Origin of the sequence: Paraburkholderia franconis, assembly GCF_009362735.1 — a bacterium.
Taxonomy (GTDB): Bacteria; Pseudomonadota; Gammaproteobacteria; order Burkholderiales; family Burkholderiaceae; genus Paraburkholderia; species Paraburkholderia franconis.
Genome location: NZ_WHNP01000001.1, coordinates 341,274 through 367,602, shown reverse-complemented (window position 1 = coordinate 367,602; position 26,329 = coordinate 341,274). Strand labels below are relative to the sequence as shown.

31 protein-coding genes are annotated in these 26,329 nt (G+C 62.0%); 19 read left to right on the top strand and 12 right to left on the bottom strand.

The features are described from left to right. Positions 1-350: 350 nt before the first annotated feature. Entirely contained in the window at positions 351-578 is a 228-nt protein-coding gene (locus tag GCT13_RS01795; protein ID WP_152755042.1) for a hypothetical protein, read from the bottom strand. A gap of 272 nt (positions 579-850) precedes the next feature. Here GCT13_RS01795 and GCT13_RS01790 point away from each other — a divergent pair, with 272 nt between their 5' ends. Both GCT13_RS01790 and GCT13_RS01785 read left to right on the top strand, forming a co-directional pair. Continuing rightward, positions 851-1,243 (top strand): RidA family protein, encoded by a 393-nt coding sequence (locus GCT13_RS01790; RefSeq protein WP_152755041.1) that lies wholly within the window; start codon positions 851-853, stop codon positions 1,241-1,243. Between the two features lie 16 nt (positions 1,244-1,259). Then, on the top strand, positions 1,260-1,934 hold the full coding sequence (locus GCT13_RS01785; RefSeq protein WP_152755040.1) for an antibiotic biosynthesis monooxygenase family protein: 675 nt from the start codon (positions 1,260-1,262) through the stop codon (positions 1,932-1,934). Here the strand turns inward: GCT13_RS01785 and GCT13_RS01780 are convergent, their stop codons facing one another. Further along, complete coding sequence (locus GCT13_RS01780; RefSeq protein ID WP_152755039.1) at positions 1,935-2,792, bottom strand: oxidoreductase; 858 nt, start codon at positions 2,790-2,792, stop codon at positions 1,935-1,937. 137 nt (positions 2,793-2,929) lie between these two features. Beyond that, positions 2,930-3,196 (bottom strand): cupin domain-containing protein, encoded by a 267-nt coding sequence (locus tag GCT13_RS01775; RefSeq protein WP_152755038.1) that lies wholly within the window; start codon positions 3,194-3,196, stop codon positions 2,930-2,932. 207 nt (positions 3,197-3,403) lie between these two features. Here GCT13_RS01775 and GCT13_RS01770 point away from each other — a divergent pair, with 207 nt between their 5' ends. The 3 genes from GCT13_RS01770 to GCT13_RS01760 all read left to right on the top strand — a co-directional run bounded on the left by GCT13_RS01770 (position 3,404) and on the right by GCT13_RS01760 (position 4,646). Next, positions 3,404-3,823: a secondary thiamine-phosphate synthase enzyme YjbQ gene (locus GCT13_RS01770; protein ID WP_152755037.1), complete on the top strand. Its 420-nt coding sequence runs from the start codon at positions 3,404-3,406 to the stop codon at positions 3,821-3,823. A gap of 85 nt (positions 3,824-3,908) precedes the next feature. Then, positions 3,909-4,220: a hypothetical protein gene (locus GCT13_RS01765; RefSeq protein WP_193727556.1), complete on the top strand. Its 312-nt coding sequence runs from the start codon at positions 3,909-3,911 to the stop codon at positions 4,218-4,220. A 234-nt stretch (positions 4,221-4,454) separates the two neighbouring features. Further along, positions 4,455-4,646: a DUF3562 domain-containing protein gene (locus GCT13_RS01760; protein WP_152755036.1), complete on the top strand. Its 192-nt coding sequence runs from the start codon at positions 4,455-4,457 to the stop codon at positions 4,644-4,646. A gap of 187 nt (positions 4,647-4,833) precedes the next feature. Here the strand turns inward: GCT13_RS01760 and GCT13_RS01755 are convergent, their stop codons facing one another. The 4 genes from GCT13_RS01755 to GCT13_RS01740 form a co-directional block, all read right to left on the bottom strand. Then, positions 4,834-5,679 carry a CHAD domain-containing protein gene (locus GCT13_RS01755; protein WP_152755035.1) on the bottom strand — a complete coding sequence of 282 codons (846 nt, stop codon included), beginning with the start codon at positions 5,677-5,679 and terminating at the stop codon, positions 4,834-4,836. Between the two features lie 125 nt (positions 5,680-5,804). Beyond that, the gene (locus tag GCT13_RS01750) at positions 5,805-6,380 is read right to left on the bottom strand and encodes an arsenate-mycothiol transferase ArsC (RefSeq protein WP_227746693.1); all 576 of its coding nucleotides are present in this window, start codon (positions 6,378-6,380) and stop codon (positions 5,805-5,807) included. A gap of 212 nt (positions 6,381-6,592) precedes the next feature. Then, positions 6,593-6,997, bottom strand: a complete 405-nt coding sequence (locus GCT13_RS01745; protein WP_321574141.1) for an FKBP-type peptidyl-prolyl cis-trans isomerase — start codon at positions 6,995-6,997, stop codon at positions 6,593-6,595. 208 nt (positions 6,998-7,205) lie between these two features. Further along, positions 7,206-7,739, bottom strand: coding sequence for a carboxymuconolactone decarboxylase family protein (locus tag GCT13_RS01740; protein WP_152755034.1), 534 nt, complete (start codon positions 7,737-7,739; stop codon positions 7,206-7,208). A 213-nt stretch (positions 7,740-7,952) separates the two neighbouring features. On the opposite strand from GCT13_RS01740, the gene GCT13_RS01735 reads away from it, so the two are divergent. Beyond that, a complete protein-coding gene (locus GCT13_RS01735) occupies positions 7,953-8,852 on the top strand; it encodes a glycosyltransferase (RefSeq protein WP_152755033.1) in 900 nt (299 codons plus the stop codon). A gap of 60 nt (positions 8,853-8,912) precedes the next feature. On the opposite strand, the gene GCT13_RS01730 is transcribed toward GCT13_RS01735, so the two are convergent. Continuing rightward, on the bottom strand, positions 8,913-9,131 hold the full coding sequence (locus GCT13_RS01730; RefSeq protein WP_152755032.1) for a hypothetical protein: 219 nt from the start codon (positions 9,129-9,131) through the stop codon (positions 8,913-8,915). Positions 9,132-9,594: 463 nt separating this feature from the next. Between GCT13_RS01730 and GCT13_RS01725 the strand changes: the two genes are divergently transcribed. Continuing rightward, positions 9,595-10,065, top strand: a complete 471-nt coding sequence (locus GCT13_RS01725) for a response regulator (protein WP_152755031.1) — start codon at positions 9,595-9,597, stop codon at positions 10,063-10,065. Between the two features lie 135 nt (positions 10,066-10,200). Continuing rightward, positions 10,201-11,760 (top strand): phospholipase D family protein, encoded by a 1,560-nt coding sequence (locus GCT13_RS01720; protein ID WP_152755030.1) that lies wholly within the window; start codon positions 10,201-10,203, stop codon positions 11,758-11,760. A gap of 38 nt (positions 11,761-11,798) precedes the next feature. Here GCT13_RS01720 and GCT13_RS01715 read toward each other — a convergent pair whose 3' ends face one another. Then, positions 11,799-12,701, bottom strand: a complete 903-nt coding sequence (locus GCT13_RS01715) for a LysR family transcriptional regulator (RefSeq protein ID WP_152755029.1) — start codon at positions 12,699-12,701, stop codon at positions 11,799-11,801. Between the two features lie 75 nt (positions 12,702-12,776). Here GCT13_RS01715 and GCT13_RS01710 point away from each other — a divergent pair, with 75 nt between their 5' ends. Continuing rightward, positions 12,777-13,535, top strand: coding sequence for a sulfite exporter TauE/SafE family protein (locus tag GCT13_RS01710; protein WP_152755028.1), 759 nt, complete (start codon positions 12,777-12,779; stop codon positions 13,533-13,535). A gap of 78 nt (positions 13,536-13,613) precedes the next feature. On the opposite strand, the gene GCT13_RS01705 is transcribed toward GCT13_RS01710, so the two are convergent. Then, positions 13,614-14,225, bottom strand: a complete 612-nt coding sequence (locus GCT13_RS01705) for a hypothetical protein (protein ID WP_227746701.1) — start codon at positions 14,223-14,225, stop codon at positions 13,614-13,616. A gap of 184 nt (positions 14,226-14,409) precedes the next feature. On the opposite strand from GCT13_RS01705, the gene GCT13_RS01700 reads away from it, so the two are divergent. Both GCT13_RS01700 and GCT13_RS01695 read left to right on the top strand, forming a co-directional pair. After that, complete coding sequence (locus GCT13_RS01700) at positions 14,410-15,081, top strand: nitroreductase (RefSeq protein ID WP_152755026.1); 672 nt, start codon at positions 14,410-14,412, stop codon at positions 15,079-15,081. Positions 15,082-15,153: 72 nt separating this feature from the next. Further along, positions 15,154-15,642 (top strand): GAF domain-containing protein, encoded by a 489-nt coding sequence (locus GCT13_RS01695; RefSeq protein WP_152755025.1) that lies wholly within the window; start codon positions 15,154-15,156, stop codon positions 15,640-15,642. A 152-nt stretch (positions 15,643-15,794) separates the two neighbouring features. Here the strand turns inward: GCT13_RS01695 and GCT13_RS01690 are convergent, their stop codons facing one another. After that, positions 15,795-17,258, bottom strand: a complete 1,464-nt coding sequence (locus tag GCT13_RS01690; RefSeq protein ID WP_321574140.1) for a catalase — start codon at positions 17,256-17,258, stop codon at positions 15,795-15,797. Between the two features lie 472 nt (positions 17,259-17,730). Between GCT13_RS01690 and sapR the strand changes: the two genes are divergently transcribed. From sapR to GCT13_RS01655, 7 genes are read left to right on the top strand one after another with little or no spacing between them, the layout of a single operon-like run. Further along, on the top strand, positions 17,731-18,621 hold the full coding sequence (gene sapR, locus GCT13_RS01685; RefSeq protein WP_152755024.1) for a sap1 transcriptional regulator SapR: 891 nt from the start codon (positions 17,731-17,733) through the stop codon (positions 18,619-18,621). A gap of 5 nt (positions 18,622-18,626) precedes the next feature. Beyond that, entirely contained in the window at positions 18,627-19,193 is a 567-nt protein-coding gene (ddpX, locus tag GCT13_RS01680; RefSeq protein ID WP_152755023.1) for a D-alanyl-D-alanine dipeptidase, read from the top strand. Positions 19,194-19,250: 57 nt separating this feature from the next. Then, a complete protein-coding gene (locus GCT13_RS01675; protein WP_152755022.1) occupies positions 19,251-20,858 on the top strand; it encodes an ABC transporter substrate-binding protein in 1,608 nt (535 codons plus the stop codon). A gap of 22 nt (positions 20,859-20,880) precedes the next feature. Beyond that, positions 20,881-21,951: an ABC transporter permease gene (locus GCT13_RS01670; RefSeq protein ID WP_152755021.1), complete on the top strand. Its 1,071-nt coding sequence runs from the start codon at positions 20,881-20,883 to the stop codon at positions 21,949-21,951. A 58-nt stretch (positions 21,952-22,009) separates the two neighbouring features. Further along, on the top strand, positions 22,010-22,924 hold the full coding sequence (gene nikC, locus GCT13_RS01665; protein WP_152755020.1) for a nickel transporter permease: 915 nt from the start codon (positions 22,010-22,012) through the stop codon (positions 22,922-22,924). Position 22,925: 1 nt separating this feature from the next. Further along, on the top strand, positions 22,926-23,807 hold the full coding sequence (locus GCT13_RS01660) for an ABC transporter ATP-binding protein (RefSeq protein WP_152755019.1): 882 nt from the start codon (positions 22,926-22,928) through the stop codon (positions 23,805-23,807). After that, positions 23,804-24,571, top strand: a complete 768-nt coding sequence (locus tag GCT13_RS01655; RefSeq protein ID WP_152755018.1) for an ABC transporter ATP-binding protein — start codon at positions 23,804-23,806, stop codon at positions 24,569-24,571. The genes GCT13_RS01660 and GCT13_RS01655 overlap by 4 nt, the downstream gene beginning before the upstream one ends. Before the next feature lie 24 nt (positions 24,572-24,595). On the opposite strand, the gene GCT13_RS01650 is transcribed toward GCT13_RS01655, so the two are convergent. After that, a complete protein-coding gene (locus GCT13_RS01650) occupies positions 24,596-25,768 on the bottom strand; it encodes a 4-hydroxybenzoate 3-monooxygenase (RefSeq protein WP_152755017.1) in 1,173 nt (390 codons plus the stop codon). Between the two features lie 206 nt (positions 25,769-25,974). Here GCT13_RS01650 and GCT13_RS01645 point away from each other — a divergent pair, with 206 nt between their 5' ends. Beyond that, complete coding sequence (locus GCT13_RS01645; protein WP_152755016.1) at positions 25,975-26,328, top strand: BON domain-containing protein; 354 nt, start codon at positions 25,975-25,977, stop codon at positions 26,326-26,328. Position 26,329: the final 1 nt, after the last annotated feature.

Genomic DNA, 26,329 nt, shown 5'->3' with positions numbered 1-26,329 from the left:
GCCGTCGCCCTTTCAGGCACAAGGCGAGATCTCCCCAGGTAAGAACGCACTCCTTCATCGCACAACCGCCGCATCTACGCCACTTCGCCTTGATCACGGGAGCTTCGCGGTTACGTGCCCGCTCGCCCTGCTCGGCAGCGCCTTCTATACGGTTCTTGTCCATCGGCTCGCGATTTACGCTCCACGCTTCCTCCCCACACTCGGTCACCCTCATGCAGTTGCGCTTCACTTCATTTGCCGTGATCAGCTTATGGCGGGACTTCCACCCGCAGGAGTGCGCCCATGCTGGGCGCACACGTGAAACGGCCTCGCATTGCGAGGCCGTTTTGCTTTTGAGCATCACGCGTCATTCAAACCGTCACGCGCGTGACGCCGCCACTCGACAGGAGCCGGACGCGTTCGCCCGCATGGAACATCGGACCTTCGACGCTTTGCGTCACGGCGCGCAGCGAGCCGTCGTCGAGCCGCACGGTGATTTCGACGCTTTCGACAGTGCCCGAGCGTACCGTCTCTTCACGCTGCGCCTGCGACGCCGAATAGACATTGACGGCCCCGTCAAACGTCGCACGGCCGCTCAGCGCGAGCGAAACGACGAGTGCCGATGCACATGCTTTGACCTATGACCTGTTCATGATTTTCCCCTCTCACCACAGCGCGCCGGATGTTGTCGCGCGCTGCGCGTCGAATCGATGGGTGCATCGTAGGCTTGAAGAATGAGCGAAAAATGAGGAAGGTTTCCTGCACGCATTCGTGCCCATTCGCGCCCGTCTGTCATTTCGCTTCGGTCTGAAACATCATTGCTACCGATGGCGTTACGATGGCTTCGACATCACGCACGAGGAGCACTGCAATGGAACGCGCGATCATCCGGGTCGAACCGCTGTCGAGCTGGCTCGAACGATTCAAGGCGCCGACTTCCGTCGTCACGCGGCACGGTGACACGATCTATGTATCGGGTCTGCCGCCGTTCGATCCGTCAACGGGCGAAGTCGTGGATGCGCCGCTCGAACGCCAAACGGAACTCGTGCTCGAACAGTTGAAGCTGTGCGTCGAGACAGCGGGCTCGTCGCTCGATAATGTGTTGAAGTGCAATGTCTACTGCACTTCCGTCGAGCAGTTCGCGACCGTCAATGCCATCTATGCGCGCTATTTCCCGAAAGATCCGCCAGCGCGCATTTTCGTTTGCGTGCCCGCGTGGCCGGGCCACTTCGATATCGAAATCGATTGCATTGCAGCCGTCTGAATACGGGGAGAACACGATGTTTTCAGTGCTGTTCGAAGTGCATCCGCGCGCCGGTCAATGGGACGCGTATCTCAGCTATGCGAAGAGGCTGAAGCCCGAAGTGGAGCAGATCGAAGGTTTCATCGACAACATTCGCTATCGCAGTCTCACACGCGAAGGGTGGCTGCTGTCGCTATCGGGTTGGCGCGATGAAAAAGCGCTTGTGCGCTGGCGCACGCAAGCGCTGCATCACGGGATGCAGGAGAAGGGACGCGCGCAGACGTTGCGTGACTATCATCTGCGCGTCGGCGAGGTGACGCACGACACGCATCCACCCGAAGGCTACGCAATCGACGAACAGCGGCTCGACGAAACGCAAGCAGGCGACGCGACGACAATCGTACTAATCGACGCGCGCCGCGAAGCCGAATGGGTGAAGCAGGCAAGCGCATACGATGTGGCGATCGCATTGGGCCTGCGTGACGACGCAGCGGGCCTCGTTTCGTGGGACGCATTCGAAGCCGTGCTCACAGCGGGAGACGTGATTCTTCTAACCGCATGGCGCGACGAGCAGGCAGCCACGAGCTACGTGAAAACGCTCGCACTGCCCGACGGCGCGCGGTTGCGCAGCGTGCGCGTGATACGCGACTACGGCATGTACGACCGGCGCGAAGCGCCGCAATACTATCCTGACGCGCCACGGCCTGAGTGATTACTTCGCGCCATCGGGAAAGTCCGCGCCGAGGCTCGTGTCGCGCCACGCGTCGATATCGGCGAACGCGGCATGCAGGCGCTTCGACACCGCATCGACGCCGAACGCGCCCAGCACGAGGTGACGCGGCGGCTCGTCCGTTTCGGTGATGCGGATCATCGCCTGGGCCGCGCGCGCCGGATCGCCGGGCTGATGGCCGCTGGTTTGCGCCGTCGCCTGCATGCGCTTGCCCGCCGTCTCCGCGTAGTCGTCGATGCGGCTCGGCGTCTGCTTCAACGAGCGGCCTGCCCAGTCGGTGCGAAACGGCCCCGGCTCGATGCAGGTCACGCGGATGCCGAGCGGCGCGGCTTCCGTTGCGAGCGCATCGGACCAGCCTTCGACGGCGTGCTTGGTCGCCGCGTAATAGCCCGAGCCCGGAAAGCCCACGAGACCCGCGACCGACGTGATGTTCAGCACATGCCCGTTGCGGCGCGCCCGCATGCCCGGCAGCACCGCGCGTGTCATCGCGAAGAGGCCGAACACGTTCACGTCGAACTGCGCGCGTATCTCGTCTTCATCGCCCTCTTCGACCGACGACTGATAGCCGTAGCCCGCGTTGTTCACGAGCACGTCGATCGCGCCGAAACGCTCTTGCGCGGCATCGACGGCGGCCGCGATCTGCGCGTCGTCCGTCACGTCGAGCTTCACGCGCAGCAGACGCGCATCGGCATCGCTGCCAGGCTCGGCCAGATCCGCAAGCGACGCGACGTTGCGCGCCGTCGCCACGCAGCGCCAGCCGCGCGTGAGCACCGCGCGGGTCAGTTCCTTGCCGAAGCCGGTTGAACAGCCAGTGATGAACCAGACGGGCGTCGTCGTCATTCAGGGCCTCCTCGAAAGTGAAGTGATCGGTAACGCGCAGGCGCATCGCGCGTCAACGCGCGGTCCAAAAAATATTAACGGCTCGACGCGGACCTTGCAGCCAGGCTGCCACGACGCATGGCAGACTCCCGCTGCCATCACTTGCGGCCGACCAGATATTGAACACCGTCTGGCCCGAAACGCTCCGAATGGTTTTCGTTTGCGTGCAAATGAAATACGTCGCCCGTCCTATAGACGCGCTCCATATCGCCGACTCGCAACGTCAACTGGCCGTGCAGGATCAGCGCTTTCGCTTCGAAGGGATGAGCGTGATCGTCGAGCGTGCCGTGCGCATCGCGTGTCACCGTCACGATTTCGGCGAAGCCTTCGCGCTTCAGCGCGTCGATGAATTCGTCGCGTTCCATGGCGGCCTCCTTTCAGTTGCCGGTCGACGGCGAGCGATTCGGCACCACCAGCATAGCCTTTTTTGCAAAGCGAAATCGACCGCGCGAAACGTAGCAATCGATGTGCCGCCACTCGCCCCGCTGAAGAAGATGAAACGCGAAGTGCGCTGTAAACTCATCGGCAGGCATTGCATTTCACAAATGTCCCATCACAACGGAGAACGATTCATGCGCCAGGCTATTCGACATCTGAACGTGCGGGCGCGCGCTCGCGGGTTGTTCGATTTCACTTCGGAGGTCGCCGCATTCGTGCGCGACGAGTCGATGCAGATGGGCATGCTGACGGTGTTTTGCAGGCACACGTCGGCGTCGCTGCTGATTCAGGAGAACGCGGACCCTTCGGTGCAGCGCGATCTCGAACGGCACTTCGCGATGCTCGCGCCCGAAGACCCCGGCCGATACGAGCACGACACGGAAGGCCCCGACGACATGCCCGCGCATCTGCGCACCGCATTGACGCAAGTGCAGCTCTCGATCCCCGTCGAACACGGCCGCATGGTGCTCGGCACATGGCAGGGCATCTATCTGTTCGAGCATCGCGCGCGGCCGCAGGAACGCGATATCGTGCTGCATCTGATCGGCGAATGAAAAGCATCGCGCTCTTCAATGCGAGTCCGATCATTCGCAGGACGCAGCCGCTTATGAGCTCGCGTCATCAATAAGGAATTGAATCATGACAATGCGCGCCCACATCCGCCACCTCATGCATGCACGTTTCGCGGCGGCAGCGCTCGCGCTGCTGGCCACGGCCTGCACGCACACGGGCCCCGTCGAATTTTCGGCGACGGGTGCGGACGCGCCGTCGCTGAACCGTTCGAGCGACATGGACTTCGGGCCAATGGACCATTCGATCGCACAATGCAAAACGGTCGCGATGAACTCAGGTCGTGGCCAATGCACGAAGGTACGCGCGTACGAGTCGTGCATGAAGAGCAGAGGCTATATCACGGTGCTCGGCCCCGAGAACCCGAAAGGCTGCCAATGACGGCGAGCTTTCATCGTCGATTCGCTCTGCGTTATCCACAATTTCTGTGCACAGGCCTGTGGAAAAGTTCTTGCGCACGTGTGCTATCTGTCTGATCAATCAGGCATTCTTCGCGCGCTGCGGTACAACGGCACCGGTCCGGGCCCGTCGATTGCGAAGTTCTATTGGCAGTGAGGGGCCGTGTGTTCTTCAATTCAAGCTCTCGACTACTGACTGAATGATGGGAGACCCCGGATGAAGACGGCCGACTCGCAAAAGATCGTGCACGAAATTGCTGAATCCACGGACAGCCCGGAAGAAGTCGTGTCGCAGATGTACACAGATGCCGTCGAGGACTATCAGCGCGAAGCACGCATTCTCGACTATGTGCCGCTCTTCGCGGCGAAGCGCGTGCGCGAGACACTGCGTTCGCGAACAGGGCGCTAACAGGACACAGAGCGCCAGGGCGGCCCACCCAGGAACGGCAAGGTCCGCGCAATCGCCTTAACGCATCCATCGCGTCGCAACGCGGTTGCATTTCTATTGACATGACACACGACGTGTGAACGTTGGAGCGCTACCCGGTAACGCTCCTGCATTGACGCGTCATCACGAGCGGCATCGTTTGCGCCCGTCATAGCAAGTTCGCTGCCGCGCGCATGCGGCGCTTGCGTTCCTTCGCAAGCGAGTCGAGCGCGCGAGCGGTTAGCGCTTCGTCGGAAAACACACTCTGGTTGTCGCGCAACAACTGTTCGCTCGCGACGACATCGTTCAACTCGCCAAAGCGCTTCTGAAGCTTCTTCAGCGAACTGACGGACTTCACCTGTTTTTTCTTCAGCACAGGCTCGAAGAACTCGATCAGATAGCGGAGTTTCTTCCCTGCCTTGCGCACTTCGTGATAGGACGCGTAGTCCGAGCGCTTCGCATGCGCCGCGCGCTTCATGCGCTTCTTCATCGACTTTTGCGCCGACGCGAGCCGGTTGCGCGCGAACTTCGACAGCGGCGTGCGATCGTGCGCGGTATTCAATTCGCGGTTCGCTTCCTTCAGCGCATCGCGCAGCGCGCTCTTTACGTTGGCGTGTGCAAGCGTTTCGCGGCTCGCGTCGAGCGACTTCGTACGCGCTGTTTCGAGCGCCTCGCGGGGTTGACCCTGCGTGTCGGTTGTCTCTTCGAGCAAGCTGATCAGAATGTCCCAGTCGCGGGTCTTGCCGGCCGCGCTGGCGAAGAACTTGAAAAGCGCGCGTTGCTGCGCGTCGAACGTGTCGTCGAGAAGTGGCCGGTACGCCCACAACAACGAACGCAAGCGCCGCAACGACACGCGCAGCTTGTGCAGCACTTCCGCGTCCGGATTGGCGCGCAGCGCGGCCGCGCAAGCGAGCGCACCGTCGATCAGCGGCGCGGCATAGTGGGAGAAATGGGCTTCGGCAGTGCCGTCGTGCGGCAGTGCACGACTGGCCTCGGTATTGGCTTCGACTTTCATCGGGTTCCCTGATTGTGTGAGCACTCGGTGCCGGTCATGACCGACCAAGCAAATCAGGTTCCCGATGCAGCCGCGTTCCCTGGCTGCGGCTTTGAGCCGTCGTTCGGAGTCGCTATTGGGCCGCTTTATTGACCGCTCATCAGCAGGTCGCACGCATCCGACGCGCAAGGCGCAACCGACGGCAATTTCAACGACGGCCAAGGGCGGCGTTCGGCGGTGATGAAATCTTCGACGCGCTTCAATATCTGCCAGAACGCGTATTCGAACGCGCCTGCAGCCGAGCGCGCGGACGGCGTCAGCGTCCAGTGGAGCAATTGCGGGCGACCGTGAAAAGCGCGCATGTCGACGCGCGCCGACTCGTCGCACAAAGTAACGACGAAGTCCATCTGCGGCGCCCATTCGCTCGTGAACTCCAGCCAGCTCTTCGGATTGAGCAGTTCCAGGCTGGAAAAACCATGGCGCAACTCTCCCATTGCCGCCGCGTGAACCTTGTCGGCGGGTTCGAGACCTGCGCTGAAAGCGTCGAAATGCAATCCGTCCAGCTCGCGTAGCAAGGCTTCGGCCAAGATGCTAAGCGCTGCGTTGTCCCTGCAGAGGAACAGCACCCTTTGTTTTCTGGTCACCCTATACCCCGTCATGCAAATCTTATTTTTTGCGGGATTCTGAGCGCGCAGTTTTTCATATTGGTGACAGAATCCCAATCGTCCATCTGACTCGCCGCAAGACCAATTAGGTATCACGCCAATTTGCCTTCTGCCAACCAGCGTTAACGATAATCAAACGATTCAATACGGGAATAGCGCCGCCGGAGCTTTCGCTCCTCACGATGTGGAATGCGAGGCGGAACAAGCGCAGCGCCGCCGCCACAATAGAACCGTGTGGGAATGGCAGGGCGCTGCGCGAAGAGAGGTCGTTACTTGACGATCGCGAGCAGTTCGACTTCGAACGTCAGATCGCTGTTCGGCGGGATCGGACCGACGCCGCGCGAGCCGTAAGCCGTTGCGGCCGGGCAGGTCAGCTTCGCCTTCTCGCCCACTTTCATCGTGGCGACACCTTGCGTCCAGCAGGGAATCACACGACCGAGCGGAAACTCTGCCGGACCGCCGTGCTTGGCCGAGCTGTCGAACTCCGTGCGGTTCGCGAGCGTGCCGCGGTAGTTGACGCGCACGACGTCGGCGGCTGTGGGCTGCGGGCCGCTTCCCTGCGTCAGGTGTTCGACGACGACGCCCGAGGGCAGCTTTTCCGTCGATGCAGCATGAGCGGTGAGCGCCGTTGACGCGAGCGTGGCTGCGGCGAGCAGGGCAACAACTGATTTCACGCGAATCTCCTTGGTTGAAAAAAGCGAGCCTCATTCTAGCGGATCGAACCTTTGCGGCCCGAGCGCTGAATCAAATCGCTACAAATGAAACCATGAAGACGCAAGGCCGGCCGCGCAGCGATACGCGATCAACGCACAATGCCCGTGACGGGCCATGGCCAGTCACGGGCACATGGCAGCCGCTCGACGCGAGCGGCTTGCCATTGCGTCAGACCTTCGGAAAGTCCACGACGGTATCGTTCACGCGATTGAACAGGTTCGTGAACGTGATGTCGGCGATCGCGAGCAGCGTCTCGACGATCTGCTGGTTGCTATAGCCCGCGGCCTTCACGGCATCGACGACTTCGACGGGCACGCTGCCGCGCGTCGTGGACACCGTGCGCGCAAACGCCGCGATGGCATTCAGATGCGCGTCGGCGGAATCGCGCCCTTCGCGCAGCGCGGCGATATCGTCGGCCGCGATGCCGGCCTTGCGGGCCGCCAGCGAGTGAGCCGCAAGACAGTAATCACAATCCGCAACGCCGCTGATCGCGAGCTTGACCGCTTCCACTTCCTTGCGTGACAGCGAGCCTTTGCTCAGCGCGTCACCCGTGGTCAGCACGACTTGCAGTGCAGCGGGGCTGTTCGTGCCGATGTCGACATACGCATTCGGCACCATGCCGACAGCGCGCTTGATACCCGCAAAAAGATCCGCGGCCTGGCCGGTGGCTTCGCTGAGGGGTTGGCTATTGAGACGTCCCATGATGTGCTCCAAAAAATTGACCGAGGGCTGTTGCGTGACGGTGTCAACGCATGGAGGCCATTCTAGGAACGAACGTTGCTGCAATGAATGCCGGTTTAAATCACCTTTATGCTCGAACGGCTCATCCGCATTTCAGCGCGTCTCTGCTAATATTCGTGCGAAATTTGCCCAGCCGGATTGGCCAGCCATTGAGCTGTCAGCGGGAGCGCCGTCATGAGCACTCAGCGGATCATGCGTATCACGAGGCGACTTGCGTTCATGGTGCTCGCGCTATTGGGCCTGTCGCTCGGCGCGCTGACATGGGCCGACGACAACGCCACGGCGCTCCGGGACAAGTACGACGCGCTCGCGCCGCAACTCAAGTCGAACGTGTTTCATCGCCCGATCCATCTCGACTCGGAAGAAACGCAGAGCACGCTGAAGGGCGATATCTACGCCGTCGTCGATTATCCGTTCGCGCTGGTCAACAGCGCGCTCAACGATCCGCAGCAAGGCCCCGCCAACTGGTGCGAAGTGCTGATCCTGCATCTGAACACGAAGTACTGTCATGCGTCTTCGGGCAGCAACGGCGCGACCATCAGCATGAACGTAGGCAAGAAGACGGAACAGGAACTGGGCGACACATCCCGTGTGCAGTTCAACTACCGTTCAGTGGCAACGAGCCCCGACTACTTTCAGGTCAATCTGAGCGCGGCGACGGGACCGCTCAGCACGAAGGACTACCGCATCGTGCTCGAAGCCGCCGACATCGGCAATGGGCGCACCTTCCTGCATCTCACCTACTCGTATGGATTCGGCACAGCGGGACGCATCGCGATGAAGGCCTATCTCGCGACGATAGGCAGCGGGAAAGTGGGCTTCACGAAGGCGCCGGACGGCGATTACATCGGCGGCGTACGCGGACTCGTCGAACGCAACACGATGCGCTACTACCTCGCCATCGACGCGTATCTGGCTTCGCTTGCGATGCCCGCCGACAAGCGCGTGGCTCGACGCTTCGCGACATGGTTCGATGCAACCGAGCAGTACCAGCGCCAGTTGCACGAACTCGACCGGCAAGAGTACCTGGAGATGAAGAAGAACGAGTATCGGCGCCAGCAAACGGCGCAATAGCCATTGCGTGCTCTTCCGTGCGGCGTGGGACCGCGAAAGCGGGGCGATAAAGCAGTCCGGCTAGTCCCAGTTTTCATCGATCCATTCGATTGCCCATGTGCGCGCGCATGTCACCGCGTCCGATTCGTCGACGAATGAATCGATGTCGCCCGATTGATGCACTTCGGCGGGCGTATGCGCCGTCGCCGCCCGAGTGAGCCTGGCCTGGGCGACGTAGTGGCCATCTTCGTCGTGCCTCGCCCGGCAGTCGATATGAAATCCCTTGTAGTCGAAGTGCATGGCAAGCCTCCTGCAGCGAAGAAAGTGCGATGCAATCCGGGGCTGGGTTTCTCCCGGCGGATGACGGCATCGTAGCATGGCAAGTTGCCCGCCGGGCCTTTGACTATGCGCTCGCCAACACACGCAGCCGTGCATTGCAGCACGGCGTTTCGCCGCTCCGTAGCATTCCGCGCTCCAGCCGTCGCCCCCGGTTCAACCCTGCTCCGCGGATGGAAAAGCTGCAAACCGCATGACGGACTTTCACACGGATGCGCAACGCTTCGAACACGCCGCATGCGCGACGCGTTATGAAGCACATCGCGAAACCGCGCGAGTCCGCTGAAACCAGCGCTTGCCGGCACTGCGCGGCGGCTCTCATTCCGGTTTCGGATGATCGCCGGACACAAGGTTGGAATGGCTGTTGCTGCATTTGCTTACAGGACGCCCAGCCGCAAACAGCGACGGACCATTCAGGGGGAGCAGCATGCGCCACACGAGTTTCAGGCCAACGCGAAATCACATATGGACGGCAGCGCGCGTCGCCGCGCATTCGATCCCGCCGCGCGTGCTCGTCGTGGACGATTTCATCGATTCAGCCGACTCGCTGGCTGCCTTTCTCGCCAGCGCCGGCTTCGACACGCGCGTCGCCTACAACGGTTGCGACGCGCTGAAGATCGCGAACGAATGGCATCCCGACGGCGTCGTGCTCGACGTCGCGATGCCGGGCGTGTCGGGGCTGGCCGTCGCAAGGACGTTGCGCGAGTCGCCCGAGACTGCGTCCGTGCCGCTGCTCGCGTACACGGCCTATGAGACCGACGACAACTTCAACGAACTGCGCGCCGGCGGCTTCGACGCCGTCTGTACAAAGCCCGTCGATCCCATGATGATCGTGAAGATCCTGACGCAGCTGATGGGTGCGGCGCCGATGAACCGCACCTCTTCGCTCGACTCGTAACGAGGTGCCATGACAGCGCTCCGCTTGTTCCGCTTGTTCCGCTTGTTCCGCTTGTTCCACTTGTTCCACTTGTTCCACTTGTAACCGCCCAACGCTCCCGCTAATCTGACCCGCATCCCGTTGCGGAGCGCGCACATGATCAAGCTACGAAGTCTTCTCGCGGCCTTCACCGTCGCCTTGCTGACTTCGTGCGCGAGCTTGCCGCCACAGACGGACCGCGTCGCGACGCATGCCGTCACTGACACGCAGAACACCCGCCTTGCGAACGCGTTCACGCGGCAAGAGCAGCAGCACCCGGACGAAAGCGCGTTCCATCTGTTGCCCGACGCCGTCAATGCGCTCGTCGCGCGCCTCGTGCTCGCACAGGCCGCCGACCGCACGCTCGATCTCCAGTACTACATCTGGCACGACGACCTGACGGGCCGCGCGCTGGGCGCCGCCGTGCTGCGCGCCGCCGATCGCGGCGTGCGCGTGCGCATCCTGCTCGACGATCTCGGCACCAACGCCGACGACAAGCTGCTGCTCGCGCTCGACTCGCATCCGAACGTACAGATCCGCCTCTTCAATCCCGTCGCCAGCCGCACGTTCAAGAAGATCGGCATGGCCACCGAGTTCTTTCGCGTGAACCGGCGCATGCACAACAAGTCGATGATCGCGGACAACGAAGGCGCGATACTCGGCGGGCGCAATATCGGCGACGAGTACTTCGGCGCGTCGACCGATGTCGCGTTCGGCGATCTCGATGTGCTCGTGCACGGCCCCGTGGTGCGCGACGTATCGACGGCATTCGACCTGTACTGGAACTCCGACGCGTCGTATCCCATCGCCAGCCTGATGGGCCGCAAGGCGGACCCCAGCGCGCTCGCGGAGGTGCGCGCGAAGCTCGACGCGTATCTCGCGTCCGAGGAGACCAATCCGTACGTCGTCAATGCGCGTGCGCGGCTCACGCAGGTGATTCATTCGCACGACGCGACGCAATACTCGTGGGGCAAAGCCACGCTGCTCTACGACGATCCCGCGAAAATCACGCGCTCGCCGGGCAACGCGCAAGGCCATCTGATGACGCAACTGAAGGCACTCCACCTTCAGCCGGAGCATCAGATGCTCGTCGTCTCGCCTTATTTCGTGCCCGGAAAAGAAGGCGTCGCGTGGCTTTCGGGGCTGACACACAATGGCGTGCGCGTCACCGTGCTGACCAACTCGCTCGCCGCCACCGATGTCGCCGCCGTGCACGCGGGTTATCAACGCTACCGCAGGGCTTTGCTCGAAGCGGGCGTGCGGCTGTACGAACTCAAGCCCGTCGCCAGCGAGAAGAGCGGCGAGGACAAGAAGCAACTGTTCGGCTCATCGAAGGCGTCGCTGCACGCGAAAACGTATGTGTTCGATCGCGACACGCTCTTTATCGGCTCGATGAATCTCGATCCGCGTTCGGTCGCACTCAATACGGAAATCGGCGTGTATTGCGAAAGTGCAGCGGCCGCATCGCAAGTCGTCGATACGCTCGAGCCGATTTTGGACCACATCGCCTGGCGGCTCGAACTGCGCCCGAATCCGAACGGCACGAACAGCATCGTGTGGATCGATACGGCGCCCGACGGCAGCATGAAAGTCCTCGACAGCGAGCCGGACGTATCGGCGCTGCGCAAGGCGGGCATCTGGCTGCTCGGCATACTGCCGATCGAATCGCAGCTGTAGCAGCGCACACGTGTGGCGGCGCTATCGCGACACTGCGTTTATGGCGACACTGCATTGAGCGTCATCAGCTGTTTCGCGAGCGCGTGCGCATGCGGCGTGAGCGCCGAAAAGTCCCGCGCGCACAGATGCAGGCGCCGCGACGTCCAGGCTTCGGACAACGGCAGGATCGCGAGATTCGCGTCGCGCAGCGGCTGAGTGCATGCAGCGGGCAGAATCGCGATGCCGACGCCCGCTTCGATCAGCCGGCCCAGATCGGCGACGTTGCGCAGACGCACGCGGTATTGCATCTGCCGCCCAAGCCGCGACGCGCGCTCCGTGAGATGACGCTCGAGCGCCGCATCGGAAAGGCCGACGTACGCCTCGTCGACGATATCCGCGAACGCGACGCGCGCGTCGTTGGCAATGCGATGCGTGCGGCTCGCAGCGACCACCAGTTGATCGTCGGCGATCAGATGCGTTTGCAGCGCGGCCAGATCGGCGATATCCGCGACGATGCCGAGATCGGCGCGCCCTTCGGCCACGGCGCGCACGATGTCGGCGCTCGGGCGTTCGTCGATGTCGACGGAGAGATCGGGATGCGCGCTCAAGAAGCGGCAAAGCTGCTCGGGCAGAAACGATGCGAGCGCCGCCGTGTTCGACATCAGATGCACGCGGCCCTTCAGGCCCGTCGCATAGCTGCGCAGCTCGCCGCGCATCTGCTCGATCTGCCCGACGATCAGCCGCGCGTGACGCACGAGCGCCTCGCCTGCGGGCGTCGCACGCACGCCGCGCCGCGTGCGTTCGAGCAATGGCGTGCCGAGCGCGGACTCCATGCCCGATATGCGCTCGCTCGCCGACGCAAGCGCGAGATGCATCGCCTGCGCGCCGCGCGTGAGGCTGCCCTGCTCGACGACCATCAGGAATAGCCGCAGATCGGTAAGGTCAAAACGCGACGTCGTCATCTTCGGTTGGGGCGAACGCTGGCATCGGAGAATCCCGATTGTATCCGCGAAGCCGCCGCCGCTATCATGCGTCGCATGAACGGTCTATTCCTTGTAGCGGGCGCGGGACTGCTCGCAGGCGGCATGAACGCGCTGGCGGGCGGCGGCTCGTTCGTCACGCTTCCCGCATTGATTACAGCCGGCGTGCCTTCGGTTCAGGCGAACGCTTCGAGCACCGTGGCGCTCTATCCCGGCGGCCTCGCGAGCGCGTGGGCGTATCGCGACGGACTCGGGCCGATCGGCTCCGTGTCGTTGCGCGCGATGATCGTCACGACGCTGATTGGCGGCATTTGCGGCGCGTTGCTGTTGCTGCTCACGCCTGCAAAGACATTCGATTTCGTCGTGCCGTGGCTGCTGCTGTTCGCGACGCTTGCGCTCGCATTCGGCCGGCGCTTCGGCGAATGGATGCGCGAGCGCTGGCACATCGGGCGAGCGGCGGTGCTCGTGATCCAGTTCGTGCTCGGCGTGTATGGCGGCTATTTCGGCGGCGCAGTCGGCATCATGATGATGGCCGTATGGGGCCTGCTCGACAGTCGCGAGCTGAAGCTGCTGAATGCGCCGCGCACGCTGCTCGTGAGCGCGGCCAACACGATGGCCGTCCTCGCGTTCATCGTCGCGCATGCGGTGCATTGGCCCGAAACCCTCGCGATGCTGATCGGCGCGACGCTCGGCGGATACGGCGGCGCGCACGTCGGACGGCGCGCGCCCGCGCACGTGATCCGCTACGGCACGCTGACGCTGACGGCGTGCATCACGATTGCGTTCTTCGTGCGCGCGTATGGTTCAGGAAAATGATCTGAGCCATCGCATATCAGCGACTGCACGGCCACGATGGCGCCGTGCACGACGCTCGACCCTGCGATGAACGGGCGCTCAGCCCGCATGTCCCTGCCGGTGCGGCGCCTGCTGCTGGGCCTCGTCGACGCGCGGCGGCCGGTTGTGGTCGCGTGGTCCGCGATCGTTGCCGTGATGCTCCGCCACGCGTGCCGCTCCCGGCTGCGGACGATGATGCTCCGCCGATGCATGCCGCACCGGCGCACCTTCGCGACGTTCGGCACGATGCAGCGCATGTGCGTCTCGATGCGCGACGACCGCGTGGCTCGGCGCGTGACCACCACGACGAGCCATCTCGGCGCGCAGATGCTCGCGTCGGCGGAACACTTCGGCGCGGCGATCGCCATGCGCGTAAAAATGCCGATGACGCCGGCCATCCGGGCCCACTACCCACAGATACGTGTCGCCGCCGATGAACACCACGTCGCGATCCATCACGCCTGCGATATAGACGTCGCTGGGCGCGGACACGTACACAGGCTGTCCAACGGGCGCAGGCGCGCGCACAACGACGGCAGGCGGCGGAGCCTGCACCGCGACGACCGCGGGACGCGGCCGCGCAGGCGCGGCGGAGATCTGCTGCTCGCTCGTGACGCAACCGGTCAGCGCAGCCAGTGCAGCGATCGCGGCGACATGTGTTGCCAGCTTCATCGTATTCAAATGCGGCTCCCCATTTGTGTTTGCGTATGTGGTCGTTGTGGTTCGGTCGCTGCGTTTTGGTCGCTGTAGTTTGGTCGCGTTAACGGCACTGCCTTTCAGAAGCTTTAGCAGGAGACGCGGATCGTCGCCTGTATCATCGGCCTATGTCGTTGGCCAAGGCTCATGGAGAAAAAGCTTGAACGTCAGTGATGCAATCAGCAGCCGCAAATCGGTGCGCCAGTTTCTGCCCGCCCCCGTCGCGCCCGACGTGATCCGCCGCGTGCTCGCCACCGCCGCGCGCTCGCCCTCGGGCGGCAATCTGCAGCCGTGGCATATCCATGTCGTAGGGGGCGACGCGCTCGCACGACTCAAGCACATCATGCGCGAGCGCATCGCGGATGCGCCGGGCGGCGAAGAGACGGAGTACAACGTCTATCCGCCGAATCTTCATTCGCCGTATCGCGAGCGGCGTTTTGAAGTGGGCGAAGATCTGTATCGCAGCATCGGCATTGCGCGCGAAAACCGACCTGGACGTCTCGCGCAGTTCGCGCGCAATTTTGCGTTCTTCGATGCGCCGCTTGCGCTCTTCTGCACCGTCGATCGCCGCATGGGTCCGCCGCAATGGGCCGATCTCGGCATGTTCATGCAGTCCGTGATGCTGCTGTTGCGCGAAGAAGGGCTGCATAGCTGCGCGCAGGAATGCTGGGCGATGTATCCGAAGACGATCGGCGCGTTTCTCGACTTGCCCGACGAGCGCATGCTGTTCAGCGGCATGGCAATTGGCTACGAAGAAACGGACGCCGCGATCAACCAGTGGCGCGCACAGCGCACGCCACTCGACGATTTCGCGGAGTTCATCGACATCTGACACGCGTGCCGTCACGTCGCGCCCATTGATGCGAGAATGGCTGCTTCGATGAAGCAGAAGTGAGTGCATCCGATGTTCGAAGCCACCATCAATAACGCGCTGCCCAAGGCCGGGTTCTATCGTGAACTGGCCTCGCAGGCGCGCTCGCTCCTTGAGGGCGAATCGAATCGGATCGCCAATGCGGCGAATCTGTCAGCGCTGATTTTTCATAGCCTGCCGCAACTGAATTGGGCAGGCTTTTATTTCGCCATCGATGGCGAACTCGTGGTCGGCCCGTTTCAGGGCAAGCCTGCTTGCGTGCGCATTCCGATGGGCCGCGGCGTATGCGGCCACGCGGCGCAGACGCGACAAACGCAGGTCGTTCCGGATGTCGACGCGTTCCCCGGACATATCGCGTGCGACTCGGCCTCGCGTTCGGAAATCGTGATTCCGCTGCATAAAGCGAATGGCGAACTGGTCGGCGTGCTGGATATCGACAGCCCCGTGCTCGCGCGCTTCGACGACGAAGACCGGCGTGGGCTCGAAGAGGTCGCGCGCATTTTCGTTGCGTCGCTTGATTGACTCACGCGCGCGTCGGCTCTTTGGCGCGGTCCCGAAGATCGGCCTCGCAGCCGGTCTTCGGGGAGCGCTGGGACTAAACCCTTCCTCGCATCGCCAGGTCACGCGCGATGCGCAGTGCTCATCTCATAGCATCTCGCAGCGGCTACAGCCGCTCACAGCGCGCGATTCGGCGTAGCGCCGCTCTTCTTCGCCGATTCCAGCGCCGCCGCGACGCCTTTCCCATAAGCCGGATCGGCCTTCGTGCAATGCTCGATGTGCAGCTTCTGGATCGGCTCCGATACACCTGCGAGCGAGCGTGCCGTATTGTCGAACAGCGCCTGCTTCTGCTCGGCGCTCATCTGCCGGAACAGCGCGCCCGGTTGCGAGAAGTAGTCTTCGTCGACGCGATGATTCCAGTGATCCGCAGCGCCTTCGATCGACAACGGCGGCTCGCTGAAATCCGGCTGATCGAGCCATTCGCCGCGCGTGTTCGGGTTATACGGCGTCGCGCCGCCCATGTTGCCGTCCACGCGCATGAAGCCGTCGCGGTGATAGCTGTGCACCGGGCACTTCGGCGCGTTCACGGGAATCAGGCTGTGATTCACGCCGAGGCGATAGCGCTGCGCATCGCCGTATGAGAAGAGCCGGCCTTGCAGCATCTTGTCCGGTGAGAAGCTGATGCCCGGCACGATGTTGGCCGGATTGAACGCGGACTGCTCGACATCCGCGAAATGATTCTCCGCGTTGCGATTCAATTCCATCACGCCGACTTCGATCAGCGGATAGTCTTTCTTCGGCCAGACCTTCGTCAGATCGAACGGATTGTAAGAGCACTTCGACGCGTCCTTCTCCGGCATCAATTGCACGTACATCGTCCACTTCGGGAATTCCTTGCGTTCGATCGCTTCATACAGGTCGCGATGCGAGCTCTCGCGATCCGCGCCGACAAGCGCGGCCGCTTCCGCATCGGTCAGATTCTGGATGCCCTGCTGCGTCTGGAAATGGAACTTCACCCAGTAGCGCTCTTTCGCGGCATTGATGAAGCTGAACGTGTGGCTGCCAAAGCCATGCATATGACGGAACGACTTCGGAATGCCGCGATCGCTCATCACGATCGTCACCTGATGCAGTGCTTCAGGCAGTTGCGTCCAGAAGTCCCAGTTGTTTTCCGCACTGCGCAAGCCCGTGCGCGGATCGCGCTTGACTGCGTGATTCAGGTCGGGGAATTTCAGCGGATCGCGCAAAAAGAACACAGGCGTATTGTTGCCGACGAGATCCCAGTTGCCTTCTTCCGTATAGAACTTGATCGCGAAGCCGCGAATGTCGCGCTCTGCATCGGCGGCGCCGCGCTCGCCCGCGACCGTCGAGAAGCGCACGAACAGTTCCGTCTTCTTGCCGACTTCGGAGAAGATCTTCGCCCGCGTGTACTTCGTGATGTCGTGCGTGACCGTGAATGTGCCGAATGCGCCGGAGCCTTTCGCATGCATCCGGCGCTCGGGAATCACTTCGCGGTCGAAGTGCGCGAGCTTTTCGAGGAACCACACGTCCTGCAATAACGCCGGGCCACGCGGCCCCGCCGTCTGAATGTTCTGGTTGTCTACTACGGGTGCGCCAAAGGCAGTAGTCAGCTTGTTCACGTTCAGCCCTCCAACACTTATAAGAAAGTCCGGCGGATGCTCCGCCGGAACATACGGTGGGTTTGTCATGGGCAGCAGGCCGATGCGCCGCTGCTTCCAGAAGCGAAATCCGGACGGCATGCCGAGGCAATGCTGTCTGTGTTACGTCGGGATGAAAGGTCGCGCAGTTCTCGACGCACACGACCAAATGCCGCGGCGATGATCTTAGCGCCATTCGGATCGGCGAGCAGATGAGGGCGACCATCCTCGCTATTCGCGCTGCACACGGCACCTCCAATTCGATCAACGAAAAACGTATGACAGAAGAATGACATTCGATGCTCGGCGCATTTTTTTCTATTGGCTCTTTAAATCCGATTAAAAATTTAAGTTAGCACTCGCTTTATTGTCCTTGTCATATACATACCAGCTCGCCGAGCAATGACAGATAACTAACCAACAAGACGCAGAACAAGACCCGAAAGACGACTCGATGTCCATCTCGTTCGCCCAGACAGTCGAAGCGAGTTTCGCGACGCTCACGCCCACGGCCAAGCGCATCGCCAGTTATATGCTTGCGAACCTGGAGCGCCTCGGACTGGAGACGGCGGACCAGATCGCGCAGCAGACGGGCACGAGCGGCATTTCGGTCGGGCGCTTTCTGCGCAGCGTGGGCTATCGCAATCTCGACGATTTGAAGCGCGAATTGCGCGGCGCACAAGCGCGGCCGTGGTTCATCACCGACCGGCTCGACGCGTGGCGCAGCGAGCGCCACGACGAGAACGCAAACAACAATGCCAACGGCGACGCCGCGCGCGACACCGTTCTCGCCCGTTCGCTCGATCTCGAAGTCGATGCGATCGGCTACGTGTACCAGCTCGCACAAGGCGAAACGTTCGCGCGCGTCGCGCAGCGCGTCGCCACGGCCGATGCCATCTTTATTCTCGGCATTCAGTCGACGCGCGGCATTGCGAACGCGTTCTACAGCTACCTCGAATATCTGCGGCCGCGCGTGTTCTATTCCGACGGCATGTCGGGCTCGTACGTCGATTCGCTGAATTCGGAGTTCGCATCGCCTTATCTCATCGTCACCGACACGCGCGCCTATTCGCGCATCGCACGCCGCTATTGCGAAGCGGCCGCGCGACGCGAATTGCCGTTTGCGCTCGTCACCGATCTCTATTGTCCGTGGGCGCGCGACTTTGCTTGCGATCTGCTGCAGGTGAAAACCGATGTCGGCCAGTTCTGGGATTCGCTTGCGCCGCTCACCTGCCTCTTCAATCTGCTGATTACGTCGATCGTCGAACGGCTGGGTCCCGCCATCGACGAACGCGTCGCGCGCAACCGCGAGTTGCAGCGCGAACTCGATCAATTCGACCTTTGACTCTCATGACCGACAAACCTCAACTGATTCATATCACGCAGGAAACGCATGGCGTCGACATCGACCTCGTCTATGCGACCGACCGCAATTTCACCGGCAAGGCGATCTATAAGGAAGCACACTGCCTGTTGCTCACGCCCGCCGAAGCAGGCTTGCGCAAGGCCGTCGAACTCGCCGCGAGCATCGGCATGAAGCTGCGCATTTTCGATGCGTATCGTCCGCCGCAAGCGCAGCAGGTACTGTGGGACTTCCTTCCCGATCCGACCTATATCGCCGAGCTTGGGCGCGGCTCGAACCATAGCCGCGGGACCGCGCTCGATCTGACCTTGATCGACAGCAACGGCGAGCCGCTCGACATGGGCACGGGCTTCGACGCGATGGTCAAGGAGTCAGAGCATTTCCATCAGGGCCTGCCACAGCACGTACAGCGCAATCGGCTGCTGTTGCTCGGCATCATGCACGCGGCCGGTTTCACGCATATCCCGAGCGAGTGGTGGCATTACGAATTGCCGGGTTCGCGCGCGCTGCCTGTGATCGACAACAGCGAAAGCGGCCCTTTGAAATTGATGTAATCACAAAGGTCTATTTGCAGATTTTTCACCGCACTTTCCTATCGATACGGAGCGAGTATGAATCTGGTTTTGCGCAATGCGCTGGCGGCAGTCGCGGTCGTATCCGCGCTGACGCTTACGACGACGACAACAAGCACCGCATTTGCGGCGACACCGAAAGACATGCTGGTGATCGCCACCACGCTCGACGAATTCTCGACGCTCGATCCGGGCGAAGTCTACGAGCTGGTGCCCGAGGAATACGTCGCGAATACGTATGACCGTCTGGTGCGCGTCGATCTGAAAGACCCGTCGAAATTCAACGGCGACGTCGCGCAATCGTGGACGGTCAGCCCCGACGGCCTCACGTTCACGTTCAAGATTCGCTCCGGCCTCAAGTTCCACTCGGGTAATACGCTGACGGCCGACGACGTCGCGTGGTCGATCCAGCGATGCGTGCTGCTCGACAAGGGCGCGGCCGCCGTGCTGCAAGGCATTGGCCTGACGAAAGACAACGCACTGCAAAACGTCAAGAAGATCGACGACTCCACAGTCAGCATCACGACCGACCAGAAATACGCGCCCACATTCGTGCTGAACGTGCTGGGCGCCTGGCCCGCGTCGGTCGTCGACAAGAAGCTGTTGATGTCGCATCAGAAGGGTAACGACTTCGGCAACGAATGGCTGCGCACGAACGAAGCGGGCTCCGGCGCGTACAAGCTCGTCAAATGGACGGCGAACGACAGCATCATCCTGCAGAAATACGACGGCTACCGCGTGCCGCTCGCGATGAAGCGGATCGTGATGCGCCACGTGCCCGAAGCGTCGAGCCAGCGCCTGCTGCTCGAAAACGGCGACGCGGATGTCGCGCGCAATCTGAGCCCCGATGATCTCGCCACGCTCACGAAAGCGAACAAGGTGCAGGTGATGTCGGTGCCGCAAGCGACGCTGCTCTATCTCGGCCTCAATGTGAAGAACCCGAACCTCGCGAAGCCGGAAGTTCAGGAAGCGATGAAGTGGCTAATCGACTACGACGGCATTCAGAAGAACGTGACGAAGAGCACGTTCAAGGTTCACCAGACGTTCCTGCCCGAAGGCTTCCTCGGCGCGTTGAATACCAATCCGTATCATCAGGACGTCGCGAAGGCGAAGTCGCTGCTCGCCAAAGCGGGCTTGCCGAACGGCTTCAACGTGACGATGGATGTGCGCAGCGCTTACCCGTACAACGAAATCGCACAAGCAGTGCAGGCGAATCTCGCGCAAGGCGGCATCAAGGTCGAGATCATTCCGGGCGACAACAAGCAGACGCTCGCGAAGTATCGCGCGCGCCAGCACGATATCTATATCGGCGAATGGTCGGCGGATTACATCGACCCGCACAGCAATGCGCAAGGCTATGCGTGGAACCCGGACAACTCCGACAGGTCCTCGTACAAGATGCTCGCGTGGCGCAATTCGTGGGACATTCCCGATCTGACGAAAGAGACCAATGCCGCGCTCGCCGAATCGTCGACGACGAAGCGTGCGCAGCTCTATCAAACGATGCAGAAGGAAATGCTCGCGAAATCGCCGTTCGTCATCATGTTCCAGCAGGTGTCGCAGGTTGCGATGCGTCCGGGTGTTTCGGGTCTCGAAGTCGGTCCGATCAACGACCTCGTGTCGTATCTGCATGTGAAGAAGCAGTAAGCGCACGCGACACTTCATATACATGTCGACTACGCTCACTCCGATCGATCGCATTCGCGCAGCGTCCGCGCGCAGCGCAAGCGTGCGCTGGACGCTGCGCGTGCTTCGCTGGGCGCTCACGCTCGCCATTACGTTCACGGGCCTGCTTGCCGTGACCTTCGTGATCGGCCGCAAGGTGCCCATCGACCCCGTGCTCGCGATACTCGGCGACCGCGCGTCGGCAAGCGCCTATGCGGCAGCGCGCATCCAGCTCGGGCTGGACAAGCCGCTCGCCGAGCAGTTCTTCATCTATGTGCGCGCGGTGCTGCACGGCGATCTGGGCGTATCGCTGCTGACGGCGAACCCGGTGATCGACGACATCAAGCGCGTGTTTCCCGCGACGCTGGAGCTCGCGACGCTGTCGACGATCATCGGCGTGCTGGCCGGCGTGCCGCTCGGCGTGATAGCCGCCACGCGGCACAATCGATGGATCGATCACGTCGCGCGTTTCATCGGCCTGATCGGCAGCTCCGTGCCCGTGTTCTGGCTCGGCCTGATGGGGCTGCTGCTGTTCTATGCGAAGCTGCATTGGGTGTCGGGACCGGGACGAATCGATCCTGTGTTCGACGGCATGGTCGACACACGCACGGGCAGCCTGCTGATCGATTCGCTGATCGCGGGCGAATGGGATGTGTTCTTCAATGCGCTGTCGCACATCGCATTGCCCGCTGCGATCCTGGGCTACTACTCGGTCGCCTATCTGAGCCGGATGACGCGCTCGTTCATGCTCGACCAGTTGAACCAGGAATACATCACGACGGCGCGCGCGAAAGGTTTATCCGAGCGTCGCGTGGTGTGGGTGCATGCATTCGGCAACATCGCGGTGCCGCTGCTGACAGTGATCGCGCTGTCATACAGCTTCCTGCTCGAAGGCTCGGTGCTGACCGAAATCGTATTCGCTTGGCCGGGCATCGGCTCGTATCTGACGGGCGCGCTGCTCAACGCCGACATGAATGCCGTGCTCGGCAGCACGCTCGTGATCGGCATCACATTCATTGCGTTGAACCTGCTGACGGACGCGCTTTATCGCGTGTTCGATCCGCGCGCCCGCTGATGCAACGGAGAACTTCTACGTGCGTCCCACTGTTGACCGCTCGAAGCAGGACTGGCCGATGAACGCACCTCGCCCGACGCTCAGAGCATGGCTGCTGACCGACACGCCCGCTTCGCGCAGACAGGCGGCGCTCGGTCTCGCGTATCGGCGATGGCGGCGCTTCGCGGGCAATCCGCTGTCGGTATTCGGCCTGTCGATCCTCGCGCTGCTCGTGATCGTCGCGATCATCGGACCGTGGATCGCGCCGCATGATCCCCTCACGCAGGTCTTGTCGGATCGCCTGCTGCCGCCCGGTTCGGCTTCTCACTGGCTCGGCACCGATCAGCTCGGCCGCGACATCCTCTCGCGCGTGATCTATGGCTCGCGGCTCACGCTGTCGATTGCGATTCTCGTCGTCGTGGTCGTCGTGCCGATCGGCTTGATGATCGGCACGACGGCGGGCTTTTTCGGCGGCTGGGTCGATAACGTGCTGATGCGTGTGACGGATATTGCGCTCGCGTTCCCGAAGATCGTGCTCGCGCTCGCCTTCGCCGCTGCATTGGGCCCGGGCGTGTTCAACGCGGTGATCGCAATCTCGATTACCGCGTGGCCCGCCTACGCGCGTCTCGCGCGCGCCGAAACGCTGAGGCTCGTGCAAGCGGACTTCATTCACGTGGCGCGCCTGCAAGGCGCATCGAATCTGCGCATTCTGCTGCGCTATATCGTGCCGCTGTGTTCGTCGTCGGTGATCGTGCGCGCGACGCTCGACATGGCGGGCATCATTCTGACCGTCGCGGGCCTAGGCTTTCTGGGGCTCGGCGCACAACCGCCCAGTCCCGAATGGGGCTTCATGGTCGCGTCGGGCCGCAACGTGCTGCTCGACGCATGGTGGGTCGCGACGATACCGGGCTTTGCGATCCTGCTCGTGAGCCTCGCATTCAATCTGCTCGGCGACGGGCTGCGCGACGTGTTCGATCCGCGTCATGGAGACTGACATGCGCACGAACGAAACGTCCTCTCCGCTGTGCGAGATCGACGATCTGCGCATCGCGTTTCGCACGCACGACGGCAAGCTGAACGAGGCGGTGCGCGGACTCTCGCTGACCCTGCATAAGGGCGAGCGCCTGGGCATCGTCGGCGAATCGGGTTCGGGCAAATCGCTGACGGGCCGTGCGCTGCCCGGCCTGTTGCCGCCTGCCGCGCACTGCACGGCGAAGACGCTGCGCTTCGACGGGCACGATCTGCTGACCATGCGCGCCGACAGGCGCCGCCAGCTGTGCGGTCAGCAAATGGGCATGATCCTGCAAGACCCGAAGTACTCGCTGAACCCGGTGATGACCGTCGCGCAGCAGATGCGCGAGGCGTTCGCGCTGCACGACCCGAAGCTCGGCCGCCGCGCGATGCGCGAAAAAATCATCGCGGCGCTCGAAGCGGTGCATATCCGCAATCCCGAGCGCGTCGCGGACTCGTATCCGCATGAGCTTTCGGGCGGCATGGGGCAACGCGTGATGATCGCGATGATGGTGTCGACGGGACCGCGCCTGTTGATCGCCGACGAGCCGACCAGCGCGCTCGACGTGCTGGTATCGATGCAGGTGCTCGCCGTGCTCGACGAGATGATTGCGAAACATGATACTGGCCTCATCTTTATCAGCCATGATCTGCCGCTCGTGATGTCGTTCTGCGATCGCGTCGTCGTGATGTATGCGGGGCGTGTCGTCGAAACGTGTGCGGCGCGCGATCTCGTGCACGCGCAACACCCGTACACGCGCGGCCTCCTTGCCGCCAATCCGCCGCTTGCCGATCCGCCCGCCGAACTGCCCGTTCTGTCGCGTGATCCCGCATGGCTCGACGATGCGCAAGGAGCGTCCGCATGATCGACGTCGATGCATTGACAGTGCGCTTCAAAACGACGGCAGGCACCCTCGACGCCGTGCGCAACGCGAGCTTTCACGTCGCGCGCGGCGAAGTGTTCGGGCTGGTCGGCGAATCGGGCTCAGGCAAGTCGACTATTCTTCGTGCTTTGAGCGGACTTTCGCCCATCGCGCAAGGCACCGTGCGTATCGCGCAGCAAGGCGAACACGCGCAAAAGCGCAACGTGCAGATGGTGTTTCAGGACCCGTACGGCTCGCTGCATCCGCGCTTCACCGTGGACCAGACACTGCGCGAGCCGTTGCGGATCAACGGAATCGGTCAGCATGAAGAACGTATCGTCAATGCACTGCGCGAAGTGGGACTGAATGCGTCGTTTCGCTTTCGCTATCCGCATCAGCTATCGGGCGGCCAACGGCAGCGTGTGGCGATTGCGCGCGCGCTGATCGTCGAGCCGCGTGTGCTGCTGCTCGACGAACCGACGTCGGCGCTCGACGTCTCCGTGCAAGCGGAGATATTGAATCTGCTCAAGCGGCTGCATCGCGAGCGCCATCTGACGATGATTCTCGTGAGCCACAATCTCGCTGTCGTGGGTTTTCTGTGTTCGCGCGTCGCCATCATGCGCAACGGCGAAATCGTCGAAGAACTCGATATCGGGCGAATTCGCGCGCAGCAGGTCGACAACGAGTATTCGCGCAGCCTGCTGCTTGCGACGGGCGGTTATCAGCGCAAGGCCGTCGAGGCGTTGGGCATCGACACAGAAGGCTGAAAGTTCTCGCTCAACCCGCGCCGCTTATACGGGTGCGGTGCCGACATAGTTCTCGGCCATCGACATCGCGGCACTGCGCGATGTCGTCACGTACTCCAGTTCCGCGACCTGCAACTGTTGCTCGAACGGAGATGCATCGTCGAGGCGGTGCATCATGCGCGTCATCCAGTACGAGAAATGCTCGGCGCGCCAGATGCGCTTAAGCGCCGTTTCACTGTAGCGGTCCAGCAGATCGATGCGGTCGTTCTTGTAGAACCCGCGCAATGCTTCCGACAACACGCGCACGTCGGAGACGGCGAGATTGAGACCCTTCGCGCCCGTCGGCGGCACGATGTGCGCCGCGTCGCCGGCAAGGAACAGCCGGCCGTGCTGCATCGTCGTCGAGACGAAGCTGCGCATGCCGATTATGTTCTTCCGGAAGATCTTGCCTTCGATTACCTTGTGCCCCTCGTCCGAATCGACGCGTGCGTGCATTTCGGCCCAGATGCGATCGTCGGACCAGTGGTCGACGCTGTCTTCCGGATCGCATTGAAAGTACATGCGCTGCACGTCGTGCGACCGCGTGCTGACGAGCGCGAAGCCGCGTTCATGGCGCGCGTAGATCAGCTCATCCGACGTCGGCGGCGCTTCGACGAGAATGCCAAACCACGCAAACGGATAAACGCGCTGATAATCGCGGCGCAGCGCTTCGGGAATCGCATTGCGGGAAACGCCCTGCGCGCCGTCGCATCCAATGATGAAATCGCAATGCAGTTCGCGGGCTTCACCCTGATGCCGGTAGCGAATGCCTGGCTTACTGCTTTCGACGTCATGCAGCGATACGTCCGACACTTCGAAATGCAGTGCTCCTTGCGCGGCGATGCGCGCGGCAACCAGATCCTTGATCACTTCGTGCTGCGCGTAAACGGTAATGGATTTGCCCGTCAGTCCAGTGAGATCGAGGCGCCGGCGCTTGCCTTCGAACGCGAGTTCGAAGCCATGATGCAGCGCGCCCTCCGCTTTCATGCGCTCGCCGACGCCCGTTTCCGTGAGCAGATCCACCGTGCCCTGTTCGAGCACGCCCGCGCGTATCGTCGATTCGATCTGCTCGCGGCTGCGCGATTCGAGCACGACGGAATCGATGCCCTGCAAATGGAGAAGATGAGAGAGAAGCAGTCCAGCAGGACCCGCGCCGATGATGCCGACTTGCGTACGCATATGTGTCTCCTGATCAGCGTCTTGATTTGCGTCAAAGTGTGCAGGCCATGCTTTTATCGAGCAACGCGATAGCGCGAATACGCGATATCTCCATTGGTGATAATCAATAGCTGCGGGTTTCCCCTTATTCGTATGAACGGCTTTATCCGAAGCGGAATGTTGACTATCTTTGACTCACGATCTGCCAAGCCAAATAGAGGGCAATCATGAAAGCGCGCAATGTCGTGAAGCTGCTTGTCGCCGTGGGATGCGTGACGTCGATGCCGAACGTCTACGCGCAGGCCAGCGATAGCATGTCGATGGCGTCGAGTCCGGCTGCGCATTCGGGCAACGCGACGTCGGCGGACAAGAAGCTGGCTCGCGATGTACGCAAGGCGTTAGCGAAAGCGCCCAATTTCAATGTGTCGAATGTGTACGTGAAGGCACGCGACGGAGTGGTCACGTTATCGGGCAGCGTGCCCGATGGTCCGCAGATCCAGCAGGCTGCGGACGTGACGAAGGGCGTGCAGGGCGTGACGTCGGTAAGCAACCATCTGACGCTTTACAACAAGGGGTATTAGC